We start from the raw sequence: 11,604 nt of genomic DNA on the forward strand, positions 1-11,604 counted from the left end.
CGGGCCTCAACGCTCCTCGTAGGGGTCCGCCGGCTCGGCGATCGGCCGGGCGTCCGTGGCATCCAGCACCGGGGGCCAGGCGGCCGCCGAGCCGAGCCGGCCGCTGGGGTGCCAGACGCCGGTCACCGTCACCCAGGAGTCGGTCTCCGGTGCCCGTACGCCGCGGACCTGGAGGCGTGTAGAGGCCGAGCGCGAGCATCGGGCCGAGGACCCCGGCGACCGTGACGATCGTGAGGAGCGCGAAGCCGCCGAGCAGGACGTTCACGCCTGCCCGAGCGGTGAGGCGCAGGCGTCGGCGAGCCCGCCCCGACCGCCGGCGTACTTCTGATCGCTCACGTCACTCGCTTCACCGTTCGGCACCCTCCGCGCGGTGGCGGCCCGCCCAGCACAGTGAGGCCGCGGTGATCCGCACACGCCGACCGCCACGCGGCCAGGCCGGGGCTTCACGCCGGTTGCCAGATCCTGGAGAGCGCCTGAGGGGTGAGTACCTCCGCGGGCGGGCCGTCCGAGACCAGTCGTCCGTCGCTGAGGAGCAGGCAGGCGTCGGCGGAACGGGCGGCCTCGAGGTCGTGCGTGGCCTGGACGACGGTCGTGCCGTCGGCGACCAGAGCGGTCAGCAGGGCCGTGATCCTCTCCCGTGCCTCGGGGTCGAGGCCGGTGGTCGGCTCGTCCAGGAGCAGCAGGTCGGACTGCTGGGCGAGGCCCTGCGCGATCAGGACGCGCTGGCGCTGGCCGCCCGACAACTCGCCGAGCTGGCGGGCCCCGAGGCCGGTGACGCCGAGCCGTTCCATGGCGTGGTCGACCGCGGCCCGGTCCTGCCGGGTCAGCCGCCGCCACGGTCCCCGCTCGCCCCAGCGGCCCATCTCCACCGTCTGCCGCGCCGTGAGGGGGAGCGTGTCGCCGACGGCGCCGCGCTGCGGGACGAAGGCCGGTGGCGAGCCCTCCGCGTACCGGAGCTGTCCGGATGTGGCGGTGATCACTCCGGCCAGCACGCCCAGCAGCGTGGACTTCCCGCTTCCGTTCGGTCCGACGAGCGCGGTCATGGCCAAAGCCGGTATGCCCGCGCTGAGTTGATGGAGTACGGGACGGCCCGGATAGCCGGCGTTCAGCCCGTGGAACCGGACGCGCTCGTTCCTCGGTTCGTCGTCCGGCGCTGACGGAGGGTTGTTATTGAACATGGTTGTCATTGTAGGGTCATCGTATGGAGTGGTTGACGGCCCCCTTCGAGGTGGCCTTTGTGCAGCGGGCCCTGTGGGCCGGGATCCTGGTGTCGGCGATCTGCGCCCTCGCCGGGACGTGGGTGGTACTGAGGGGGATGGCCTTCCTCGGCGACGCCATGTCCCACGGACTGCTTCCCGGCGTCGCGGTCGCCTCGCTGCTCGGGGGCAACCTGCTGGTGGGGGCGGTGGTGAGCGCGGCCGTGATGACCGCGGGCGTCACAGCCCTCGGCCGTACTCCGAGGCTGTCCCAGGACACCGGCATCGGCCTGCTGTTCGTCGGGATGCTGTCGCTCGGCGTCATCATCGTGTCCCGCTCGCAGTCCTTCGCGGTGGACCTCACTGGTTTCCTCTTCGGTGACGTCCTGGCCGTGCGCGAGAGCGACCTGACCCTCCTCGGTGCGGCCCTGCTGCTGGCGCTGGGCGTCTCGGTGCTCGGGCACCGGGCCTTCCTGGCGCTGGCGTTCGACGAGCGCAAGGCCAGGACGCTGGGTCTGCGCCCGCGGCTCGCGCACGCCGTGCTGCTGGGGCTGCTGGCCCTGGCCATCGTCGCTTCCTTCCACATCGTGGGGACGCTGCTCGTCCTGGGCCTGCTCATCGCCCCACCGGCGGCTGCCCTGCCCTGGGCGCGCAGCGTGAGCGGGGTCATGGTCCTGGCCGCGGTCCTCGGCGCCGCCGCCACCTTCGGCGGCCTGCTCCTTTCCTGGCACTTGAGCACCGCGGCCGGGGCGACCGTCTCGGCCCTCGCGGTCGGCCTCTTCTTCCTGTCCCACCTGGCGTCCGGCCTCCGGCACCGCCGCCGTGCGCGCCCGGCCGGAGTCCCCGCCCGGGCGGCCGCCTCGGCCCCGGGCGCCACCACCCCCCGACCGAACGAAACCTGAGGCGATCTCGTTGTTCGTCCGAAGAAACGTCACATCGCTGGCCCCGGCGCTGGCGGCCGTGGCCCTCCTGACCGCCGGATGCGGAGGCCAGGACGATGCCGAGTCCGGCTCCGAGAACCCCGCTTCCTCCGCCACCCCGCACGGCTACGTGGAAGGCGCCACCGAGGCCGCCGAGCAGCAGTCCCGGCTCCTGCTCGGCGACCCCGGCAGTGGTGACACCCGGGTACTGGACCTGATCACCGGAAAGGTCCACGACACCGCCCGCAGAGCCGGCGTCACCGCCCTCACCACGGACGGCCGCTTCGGCTACTTCCACGGCACCGACGGCACCCAAGTCCTTGACAGCGGCGCGTGGATGGTCGACCACGGCGACCACGTGCACTACTACCGCGCGAAGATCCAGGAGGCCGGCGAGCTCCCGGGCGGCACCGGCACGGGCGTCCGCAGCGACGCGGGCGTCACCGTGGTCACCACGGCCGACGGGAAGGCGAGCGTGTACCGCCGCGCCGAGCTGGAGAAGGGCGCCCTCGGCACCCCCTCCCGGCTCCCGGACACCTACGCGGGCCCCGTCGTGCCGTACGCCGAACACCTCGTCGCCCTCACCGGCGGGAGCGACGGCCCTGCCGAGGTCACCGTGCTCGACCGGTCCGGCAAGCGTGTCGCCACCCCGGAGGCGGAGTGCGAGGAGCCGCGCGGCGACGCGGTCACCCGGCGCGGTATCGTCCTCGGCTGCGCCGACGGCGCCCTGCTCGTCCACGAGGACGACGGCGTCTTCACCGCCCGGAAGATCCCCTATGGCAAGGATGTGCCGAAGGCGGAGCGTGCCGCCGAGTTCCGGCACCGTCCGGGCAGCAGCACGCTCACGGCACCCGCCGGCAAGGACGCCGTCTGGGTCCTGGACGTCACCGAGGGTGCCTGGACCCGGGTGGAGACCGGTCCCGTGGTCGCCGCCAACACGGCCGGCGAGGGCGCGCCCCTGATGGTCCTGGAGACCGACGGTGCCCTGCACGGCTACGACATATCCGCCGGCAAGGAGACCACGGTCACCGAACCCCTGCTGAAGGACGTCCCCGAAGCGGAGTCCGAGGGCACCGCGACGCCGGTGATCGAGGTGGACCGCAGCCGCGCCTACCTCAACGACCCCGGGGGCAAGCGCGTGTACGAGATCGACTACAACGACGACCTCCGGGTGGCCCGCACGTTCGACCTGGACGTCCGGCCGTCCCTGATGGTGGAGACGGGCCGATGAGTGTGCGTGTGGGCGCGGCACGGATCCGTGCCGCGCTGGTGACGCTGATCAGCTTCTTCATCGTCGCCGGTACGGCCACCGGCTGCGCGGGCGGCGGCGACGAACGGCCCCGGGTCGTGGTGACCACCAACATCCTCGGCGACATCACCAGGGAGATCGTCGGGGACGAGGCGGACGTCAGCGTCCTGATGAAGCCCAACGCCGACCCGCACTCCTTCGGCCTGTCGGCCGTGCAGGCCGCCGAGCTGGAGAACGCGGACCTGGTCGTCTACAACGGGCTCGGCCTGGAGGAGAACGTACTGCGGCTCGTGGAGGCGGCACGTGAGTCCGGCGTGGCCACCTTCGCGGCGGGTGAGGCGGCCGACCCCCTCACCTTCCACACCGGGCAGGACGGCGGCCCCGAGGACGAGGCCGGCGAACCCGACCCGCACTTCTGGACCGACCCCGACCGAGTACGCAAGGCCGCCGGCCTGATCGCCGACCAGGTCACCGAACACGTCAAGGGTGTGGACGACAAGGCCGTCCGGAACAACGCGGCACGTTACGACGGACAACTCGCCGACCTCACCACCTGGATGGAGAAATCCTTCGCCGGCGTACCCGAGAGCCAGCGCGCCCTGGTCACCAATCACCACGTCTTCGGCTACCTCGCCGACCGCTTCGGCTTCCGCGTGATCGGCGCGGTCATCCCCAGCGGCACCACCCTCGCCTCACCCAGCTCCTCCGACCTGCGCTCCCTCACTCAGGCCATGGAGCGGGCCGGTGTGCGCACCGTCTTCGCCGACTCCTCCCAGCCCACCAAGCTCGCGGAGGTCCTGCGCCAGGAGATGGGCGGCGACGTGGACGTCGTCTCCCTCTACTCCGAGTCGCTGACCGAGAAGGGCAAGGGCGCCGGCACCTACCTGGAGATGATGCGCGCCAACACCTCGGCCATGGCCGAGGGCCTCACCGGCGCCTGATCAAGCCTCCCCGCGGCCCGGCGAACCGAACACGCCGGCCGTTCCACCACACGACCCCGCGCCCCGAGGGCCGGAGAGGAAAGACACACGATGAACAGGTCGACACGCGCCAGAAGGCTCACTGGCACGGCACTCGCCCTGGCGACGGCCATGGCGCTGAGCGCCTGCGGCGGAAACGGCGACGCCTCGTCCGACGCCGAGCCGAAGAAGCAGACGAAGAGCAGCGAGGCCGCTGCCGTCAAGAACCCGGTCGTCGCCTCCTACGACGGGGGGCTCTACATCCTCGACGGCGAGACCCTGAAGCTGGCGAAGACGATCGAGCTGCCCGGCTTCAACCGGGTCAACCCGGCGGGCGACGAGGACCACGTCGTCATCTCCACCGACACCGGCTTCCGCGTGTTCGACGCCGCCCGGCAGGAGTTCACCGACGCCGAGTTCAAGGGCGCCAAGCCGGGCCACGTCGTGCGGCACGGCGGCAAGACGGTGCTGTTCACCGACGGCACGGGCGAGGTGAACGTCCTCGACTCCGCCGACCTGGCCGGCGGGAAGCAGCCGAAGACCCGGAATTACACCTCCCCCGAGCCCCACCACGGCGTGGCCATCGAACTGGCCGACGGCGAACTCGTCACCACCCTCGGCACCGAGGAGAAGCGCACCGGCGCCCTCGTCCTGGACAAGGACGGCAAGGAGATCGCACGCTCCGAGGACTGCCCCGGCGTGCACGGCGAGGCCGCGGCCAAGGACGAGGTGGTCGGACTCGGCTGCGAGGACGGCGTCCTGCTCTACAAGGACGGCAAGTTCACCAAGGTCGACGCTCCGGGTGACTACGCCCGTACCGGCAACCAGGCCGGCAGCGACGCCTCCCCGATCCTCCTGGGCGACTACAAGACCGACCCCGACGCGGAGCTGGAGCGGCCGACCCGCATCTCCCTGATCGACACCCGCACCGCCAAGATGAAGCTGGTCGACCTCGGCACCAGCTACTCCTTCCGCTCCCTCGCCCGCGGCCCGCACGGTGAGGCCCTCGTGCTCGGCACCAACGGCGTTCTGCACGTCATCGACCCGGAGACCGGCAAGGTCGAGAAGAAGATCGACGCCGTCGGCGACTGGACGGAGCCCCTGGACTGGCAGCAGCCCAGGCCCACCCTGTTCGTCCGTGACCACACGGCGTACGTCTCCGACCCGGGCAAGCGCCAACTGCACTCCTTCGACCTGGACTCGGGCGAGAAGGTGACGTCCGTGACGCTGCCGAAGGGCACCAACGAACTGTCCGGGACGGTGGCCGGTCACTGACGCGTCCCGTTCCGGGGTTCCCTGAGGGGCCCGAGGGAGAACGCCCGCCGGACTGTGTTCCGGCGGGCGTTCTGTTCTGCCAACCTCCCGCCCTGACCCGGCCGACAGCCCCTGCAGGACGGAGCGACACGGGAGGCGGCCGAACGCGTCATCGCCGCGGGCACCGCGGCCTACGGCGGCGCGGTCGCCCGCACGATCGAGGACATCCGTGCCGGGCTCCTGGAGAGGGCCGTGTTCTCCCGGAAGGTCCCCCTGCCCGCCGCACCGGCTGTCGACTTCGCCGCGACCCATCTCGCGGGTCGCCGGTCCAACACCCCAGCCCGCTCCTACCTGCTGGACCTCGGCGGCTACCGGGCGGCCGGGTTCAGCCCGGAAAGCGTCCTGGAGGTCGCGGAGAACGGCCGGGTCAGCACCCAGCCCCTCGCCGGCACCCGCGCGCACGGCCTCGACCCGGCGGAGAACGACCGTCGCCGCGCGGAACTGGCCGTGTCCGTACGCCTGGCCTGGAAGGAGATGGCGGCGGTGTGCCGGCCCGGCTCGGTCGTGGCCGAGGAGTTCATGACGGTCCGGCCGAGCGGATCGGTGCCGCACCTGGCGTCACGGTTGGCGGGCCGGCTCCGCGAGAACGCCGGGCCCTGGGACGCCTTCGCCTCTCTCTTCCCCGCGATCACCGCCACCGGTGTCTCCAAGCGCGACGCCCTCCACGCCCTGGCTGCCACGAGGACGGACCCAGGGGCCTGTACGGCGGCGCGGTCTTCCGGGGCAGTACCGCCGGAGCCCTGGACGCGGTCCTCGTCCCGCGCACCCTCATCGGTGACGGCGACGAATCCTGGCTGCGCGCGGGCGCGGGAGTCACCGTCCAGTCCTGCCCGGACCGGGAGATCGAGGAGACCTGGCGACGGTGCCATGTGGACGCCCGTCGGCGGTCCGCGCGCCGATGCCGTTGTCGAATCGTTCGGAGAATTCCCTCTTGATTCGCAGTGAAAACCGTTACCGAATGCATGGGCGGAGTAGCCCGTTTGTCGGCGCGTGTCCTCCATGGCAGTCTTTCCGGTGGGGATGGAAATCGGAAGAGAATTCCGTACTGCCGTCTTCGGGGGGCGGCGCTCCGAAGCGTGGAGATGGGTAGCGTGACAACATCAGTGCAGCATCAGCCGCATCCCGGACACGAGGATGTGCACGGTGAGGGCTGCGGGCACGTGGCGCGTCCGCACGGCGACCACGTGGACTACGTGGACTACGTGCACGACGGTCATCGCCACGCGGCACACGACGGCCACTGGGACGACCACTGAGCCCTGTTCGATCCGATCCCGGACGAAAATGAATGCATCCCCGGTAGCGGGGGTGCATTTCATCTATCAGTTTCCTGCCGCCACGGACGCTCTTATCGGCTCGAGTAGGGAAGGAGGGCCATCTCCCGGGCGTTCTTGATCGCCCTGGCGATCTGCCGCTGCTGCTGGGCCGTGACTCGGGTGACGCGACGGCTGCGGATCTTTCCGCGGTCGGAGATGAACTTTCGCAGCAGGTCGGTGTCCTTGTAGTCGATGTAGGTGATCCCAGCCGCGTCGAGCGGGTTGGGGCGGGACTTCAGCGGCTTGCGGGGGCCTTGGCGGGAGGGCATGCGTGCTCCTTCGGTGCGGGGTGGACGGGCCGTGTCATACGGCGGGGTCGAGGAGGGGGGCGAAGGCTGCCGGGAGGTGCTTCCACCCCTCGGGTCCCGCGGCGTACTCGGCGTCGGTGAGCAGGCAGGACTCGAGGACGCGCTCGAGTCCGTCGTGGTCGAGCCCGGGTGAGGTGAAGACGAGGTGCTGGCAGCGGTCACCGTGCTCGGGGTGCCAGTCGAGAGCGGCTGCTGCCCGGTGGACGGGCGGCTCCAACTCCCAGGCGGCGTCGGGCAGAGAGGCGAGCCACGGTCCGGCGCTCTCGACGCACAGGGCTCCGCCGGCGGCGTCCCAGGCCAGCAGGGTGTCGGGGCGGTCGGCGAGCCAGAACCGTCCGCGGCTGCGGGCGGCGGCGCAGCAGAGATCCTCCAGCGCCTGGAAGAGGCGCTCGGGGTGGAACGGCCGGTGGCGCCGCCACACGAAGGTGGTGACGCCCGCTTCGTCGGTTTCCTGGGGAAGGAGGGCGCAGGCCGGGTGCTGGGCTGCCGCGGCGGCCTCGGCGTCGAAACGTGCGAAGGCCAGCTCCGCGAGTTCCGGGGAGTCCGCACGGACCTGGTGTGCGGTGGGGTGGAGCTGGGCGAGGAGGGCGCGATCCTCGTCGTCGGCGTCAGGGCTCTCCACGACGGCGAGCACGGGGGCGTACTCCAGTTGTCTGGCCCAGGTGTCACCGACGGTGCGCTGGTCGCCGGCGGCGGCCGCGAGACCCACCTCGGCCAGGTCGTCGCCGTTGCCGAGGCAGGGGAGAACGAGCGCCGGGTCCACCGCCGTGATCACGTTGGTGAGCCGCATCGCGTCGCCGCCGTGGTGGACGACGACCTCGGCCATCTCCCTGGGCTCGACGGAGTCCCACAACTCGACGACGGCCAGGCGGGTCAGACCGGCGTCGGCGAGCCGTTCCAGTTCGGGAGCCAGATCCTCGCGCAGCGCGCAACACGCGCAGTCGTTCGCCAACGGGGCCTCGCCGCGGGAGACCTCGCCCGAGGCGTCGCGCACATGGCGCAGGACGGTGCCGTGCTCCGCGGCCGTGGACAGGTCGTGGTGCAGGGCGACGCTTCCGGGGACGGAGCGCAGAAGGTGGTCCACGACCTGTCCGCGCGCCTCCGAGTGCAGCCCGCCGACCATGACGACGGGGAGTCGGGCATCGTCCCGCATCACTTGGCTCCGCGTCGTCCGAAGCGGCGCTCGAAGCGCTCGACCCGCCCGGCGGTGTCCAGTACGCGGGCGGTGCCCGTGTAGAAGGGGTGGCTGGCGTTCGAGATCTCGACGTCGACGACCGGGTAGGTGTTGCCGTCCTCCCAGTCGATGGTCTTCTCACTGGTCATGGTGGAACGGGTGAGGAACGCGTAGTTCGCGGCGCGGTCGCGGAAGACGACGGGGCCGTACGAGGGGTGGATTCCGGGCTTCATGGCGCTTCCTCGGTGTCTGGGGCGGAGGGGGGATGGCCAGCGGGTGGGACTCGGCCCGTGCCATGGAGGTAGTATATGGGAATGGTTTCCATTACCAAAAAGTAGCCGTCCGACGAGAGGAAGCAGCACCTTGTCCGCCCACTGCCAACTGACCGGCGCCAAGCCCGGCTTCGGCAACACCATCTCCCACTCGCACCGGCGCACCTCGCGCCGCTTCGACCCGAACATCCAGCGCAAGCGCTACTGGCTGCCCAGCGAGGGGCGGCACGTCCGGCTGACGCTCAGCGCCAAGGCGGTCAAGACCGTCGACAGCATCGGCATCGAGGCCGCCGTGGCCCGTATTCGCGCCCGAGGGGGGAAGGTCTGATGGCCAAGAAGAGCAAGATCGCGCAGAACGAGAAGCGCAAGGCGGTCGTCGAGCGGTACGCGGCCCGCCGTGAGGAGTTGAAGGACATCATCCGCCGGCCGTCGTCAACCGACGCCGAACGCGAGGCGGCCGTCGCCGAGCTCCGGCGCCAGCCCCGCGACGCGAGCGCGACGCGTGTGCGCAACCGCGACAGCGTGGACGGCAGGCCCCGCGGACACCTGCGGAAGTTCGGCCTGTCACGGGTCAATCTGCGCGAGCAGGCGCACGCCGGCTTCCTGCCGGGGGTCACCAAGTCCTCCTGGTGACGTCGCCGTCCGCAAGAGGAGCGTAGGCGCCGACCGTGACTCGGCGGGGTCACGGGCGGCGCCTACGGCACCGAAGACGGGTGCGCGGATCTCAGGGCAGGCGCACGAGGTCGAGCCGGTAGCCCTCGGCCTGGGGGAGCTTCGGCGCGGAGAGCGCGGCCACCATCTGCCGGTAGGGGAGCGGCAACTGTTCGAGCAGAGCGACGGGCAGGCTGGTGAGGGTGTGCGAAGCCACCATGTCGGCCTATGGGCGCTAGTCGGCCAGTCGGCCAGTCGGCCAGTCGGCCAGTTGGTCCGGCAGGTCGGGGCAGAACCAGTGCATTCGTGCCTCGACCCGGCTGAGCGCGTCGTGCTGCTCCTGGCTGTCGAAGAATCCCGGCCCCGCGGTGTCGAGGGCGAGCAGGGCGCCGGGGAAGCGGTCGGCGAGCAGATCGACGACCTGGTGGACATCGGCCTCGTCCAGGTAGGGAAGTACGGCCTCGGCGAGGAACAGGTAGGGCCCGTCCGTACTCGAGGTCACCTCGGCGGCCCACGCCTCGTCGGTAACGGAGGACGCGATCAGGGTCCGCAGGAGCGCGCCGGTGAGGCTCGGAAGACCGTCGAAGCGTCCGAAGTCGTAGTCGATGGACGCGACGATTTCTTCGGCGCGCGCGTTCCGTAGCGGCGCCTGCCCTGTGCGGGTCTCCACGGACCGGGCGTACAGCGGGATGAGGAGCGCCTCCTGCACCGTTCCCAGGAGTGGCTTTTCCCTGTCCATGAGCGGCCTCCCTGACACAGATGTGTACCGGGCCGGACGGTGCCGTGGCTGCGACCACCGTCCGGCCCGGAGTCTCAGAGCCCCGTCACGGTGGTGAGGGGGTCGTGCTCGTGTGCGCAGGTCTCGTCGAAACCGTAGGTGTCCCAGGCGGGGAACGGATCGGATTCGGGCCGCGGTTCGCCCTGCCGCATGAGGCAGCCGGTCAGGGCCGCGTCGAGCGCTTCCTTGTCCAGATGGGTTCCGATGAAGACGATTTCCTGGGCGTGGGGACTGTCGGTGTCACGCGCGGAGGAGGGTTCGAAGCGTGCCACCGAACCGGCCTGCGACCACAGTCCCGTCACGTGGGGCCGGCCGGCGAGAGTGAAGAAGCCCTTGGACCGGAGGACCTGACCGTAGGCCCCGCTGTCCAGCGCCTCCGTCACGAACGTCCACAGCCGGCCGGGATGGAAGAGCGTGGAGGAGCGGAAGACAGTGGAGGAGATGCCGTACTCCTCCGTCTCGGGGACGTGGTCGCCGTTGAGTTCCCTGACCCACCCGGGAGCCTGCTGGGCGCGCTCCAGGTCGAATCGGCTGGTGCCCAGGACTTCACGGACCGGTACGCGGCCCCGCACCGCCGGCACGACGTGGGCGGCCGGATTGAAGCGGGCCAGGGTGGCCCGGAGCCGGTCCGCCGACGCCGAGTCCACGAGGTCGAGTTTGTTGAGGACGATGACGTCGGCGAACTCGACCTGGTCCATCAGCAGGTCGCTGACCGTGCGTTCGTCGTCCTCGTACTGGTCCAGGCCACGCTCGGTCAGTTCGTCGCCGGTGGCCAGTTCGGGGAGGAAGTTGGCGGCGTCGACGACGGTGACCATCGTGTCGAGGCGGGCCAGGTCGCCGAGGGTGGCGCCGTCGTCGCGGGCGAAGGAGAAGGTGGCGGCCACCGGCATGGGTTCGGAGATGCCCGAGGACTCGATGAGCAGGTAGTCGAAGCGCCCCTCGCGCGCCAGCCGGTCCACCTCTTCCAGGAGGTCGTCGCGCAGGGTGCAGCAGATGCACCCGTTGGTCATCTCGACCAGGCGCTCCTCGGTGCGCGACAGGGCGGCCTCACCGCCACGCACGAGTGCGGCGTCGATGTTGACCTCGCTCATGTCGTTGACGATGACGGCGACGCGCAGGCCCTCGCGGTTGGTGAGGACGTGGTTGAGCAGGGTGGTCTTGCCGGCACCGAGGAATCCCGACAGGACGGTGACGGGAAGTGGCGGCGAGGGGGTGTGCGTCATCCGGGGATCAGCCCTCGGGGCGCAGGAGGCCGCGCTCGTACGCCTTGGCCAGGCGCTGGGGGACGAGGTACGGCACGCCGTCCACCGTGACCGTGACCAGCTGGGGCGTCGTGGCCTTCCACTGCGCGCGGCGGTGGCGGGTGTTGCTGCGTGACATCTTGCGCTTGGGCACGGCCATGAGGACCTCCGGGTCTGATCGGTGAGCGCGAGCGATACTACATGAAAATGGATGTCATTACCTCGC

Annotated in this window: 16 protein-coding genes and 1 pseudogene; 8 read left to right on the forward strand and 9 right to left on the reverse strand. The window is 70.9% G+C overall.

Annotation, left to right across the window (positions count from 1 at the left end):
* Positions 1-6 precede the first annotated feature (6 nt).
* Positions 7-132, reverse strand: a complete 126-nt coding sequence (locus ACGF3J_RS31960) for a hypothetical protein (protein WP_393855373.1) — start codon at positions 130-132, stop codon at positions 7-9.
* Positions 133-443: 311 nt separating this feature from the next.
* Positions 444-1,178, reverse strand: coding sequence for a zinc ABC transporter ATP-binding protein AztA (gene aztA, locus ACGF3J_RS31965; protein WP_393855374.1), 735 nt, complete (start codon positions 1,176-1,178; stop codon positions 444-446).
* Positions 1,179-1,201: 23 nt separating this feature from the next.
* On the opposite strand from aztA, the gene aztB reads away from it, so the two are divergent.
* From aztB to ACGF3J_RS31995, 6 genes and pseudogenes are all read left to right on the forward strand, one after another.
* Positions 1,202-2,098, forward strand: coding sequence for a zinc ABC transporter permease AztB (gene aztB, locus ACGF3J_RS31970; RefSeq protein ID WP_393855375.1), 897 nt, complete (start codon positions 1,202-1,204; stop codon positions 2,096-2,098).
* A gap of 10 nt (positions 2,099-2,108) precedes the next feature.
* Complete coding sequence (locus ACGF3J_RS31975) at positions 2,109-3,347, forward strand: hypothetical protein (protein ID WP_393855376.1); 1,239 nt, start codon at positions 2,109-2,111, stop codon at positions 3,345-3,347.
* The gene (aztC, locus tag ACGF3J_RS31980) at positions 3,344-4,306 is read left to right on the forward strand and encodes a zinc ABC transporter substrate-binding protein AztC (RefSeq protein ID WP_393855377.1); all 963 of its coding nucleotides are present in this window, start codon (positions 3,344-3,346) and stop codon (positions 4,304-4,306) included. Before ACGF3J_RS31975 ends, aztC begins: the two co-directional genes overlap by 4 nt.
* Before the next feature lie 90 nt (positions 4,307-4,396).
* A complete protein-coding gene (aztD, locus tag ACGF3J_RS31985; RefSeq protein WP_393855378.1) occupies positions 4,397-5,599 on the forward strand; it encodes a zinc metallochaperone AztD in 1,203 nt (400 codons plus the stop codon).
* A gap of 138 nt (positions 5,600-5,737) precedes the next feature.
* Positions 5,738-6,573: pseudogene (locus tag ACGF3J_RS31990) on the forward strand (chorismate-binding protein); the annotation flags it as partial.
* A gap of 156 nt (positions 6,574-6,729) precedes the next feature.
* Positions 6,730-6,894, forward strand: a complete 165-nt coding sequence (locus ACGF3J_RS31995) for a hypothetical protein (RefSeq protein ID WP_393855521.1) — start codon at positions 6,730-6,732, stop codon at positions 6,892-6,894.
* A gap of 92 nt (positions 6,895-6,986) precedes the next feature.
* Here the strand turns inward: ACGF3J_RS31995 and rpsR are convergent, their stop codons facing one another.
* From rpsR to ACGF3J_RS32010, 3 genes are read right to left on the reverse strand one after another with little or no spacing between them, the layout of a single operon-like run.
* Positions 6,987-7,223, reverse strand: coding sequence for a 30S ribosomal protein S18 (gene rpsR, locus ACGF3J_RS32000; protein ID WP_161327486.1), 237 nt, complete (start codon positions 7,221-7,223; stop codon positions 6,987-6,989).
* Between the two features lie 34 nt (positions 7,224-7,257).
* Positions 7,258-8,415: a CobW family GTP-binding protein gene (locus ACGF3J_RS32005; protein ID WP_393855379.1), complete on the reverse strand. Its 1,158-nt coding sequence runs from the start codon at positions 8,413-8,415 to the stop codon at positions 7,258-7,260.
* Positions 8,415-8,669, reverse strand: a complete 255-nt coding sequence (locus ACGF3J_RS32010) for a type B 50S ribosomal protein L31 (RefSeq protein WP_393855380.1) — start codon at positions 8,667-8,669, stop codon at positions 8,415-8,417. Before ACGF3J_RS32010 ends, ACGF3J_RS32005 begins: the two co-directional genes overlap by 1 nt.
* Positions 8,670-8,799: 130 nt before the next feature.
* On the opposite strand from ACGF3J_RS32010, the gene rpmB reads away from it, so the two are divergent.
* Complete coding sequence (gene rpmB, locus ACGF3J_RS32015; RefSeq protein WP_073731825.1) at positions 8,800-9,036, forward strand: 50S ribosomal protein L28; 237 nt, start codon at positions 8,800-8,802, stop codon at positions 9,034-9,036.
* Positions 9,036-9,341: a 30S ribosomal protein S14 gene (gene rpsN / locus ACGF3J_RS32020; RefSeq protein ID WP_393855381.1), complete on the forward strand. Its 306-nt coding sequence runs from the start codon at positions 9,036-9,038 to the stop codon at positions 9,339-9,341. The genes rpmB and rpsN overlap by 1 nt, the downstream gene beginning before the upstream one ends.
* A gap of 91 nt (positions 9,342-9,432) precedes the next feature.
* Here rpsN and ACGF3J_RS32025 read toward each other — a convergent pair whose 3' ends face one another.
* The 4 genes from ACGF3J_RS32025 to rpmF all read right to left on the reverse strand — a co-directional run bounded on the left by ACGF3J_RS32025 (position 9,433) and on the right by rpmF (position 11,538).
* Positions 9,433-9,579 (reverse strand): hypothetical protein, encoded by a 147-nt coding sequence (locus tag ACGF3J_RS32025; RefSeq protein ID WP_393855382.1) that lies wholly within the window; start codon positions 9,577-9,579, stop codon positions 9,433-9,435.
* A gap of 15 nt (positions 9,580-9,594) precedes the next feature.
* Positions 9,595-10,098 carry a hypothetical protein gene (locus ACGF3J_RS32030; RefSeq protein ID WP_393855383.1) on the reverse strand — a complete coding sequence of 168 codons (504 nt, stop codon included), beginning with the start codon at positions 10,096-10,098 and terminating at the stop codon, positions 9,595-9,597.
* A 74-nt stretch (positions 10,099-10,172) separates the two neighbouring features.
* The gene (locus ACGF3J_RS32035; RefSeq protein ID WP_393855384.1) at positions 10,173-11,360 is read right to left on the reverse strand and encodes a GTP-binding protein; all 1,188 of its coding nucleotides are present in this window, start codon (positions 11,358-11,360) and stop codon (positions 10,173-10,175) included.
* 7 nt (positions 11,361-11,367) lie between these two features.
* Entirely contained in the window at positions 11,368-11,538 is a 171-nt protein-coding gene (gene rpmF, locus ACGF3J_RS32040) for a 50S ribosomal protein L32 (RefSeq protein WP_007387878.1), read from the reverse strand.
* Positions 11,539-11,604 lie beyond the last annotated feature (66 nt).

The sequence above is a fragment of the Streptomyces sp. NPDC048171 genome, from assembly GCF_043202655.1.
GTDB lineage: Bacteria > Actinomycetota > Actinomycetes > Streptomycetales > Streptomycetaceae > Streptomyces.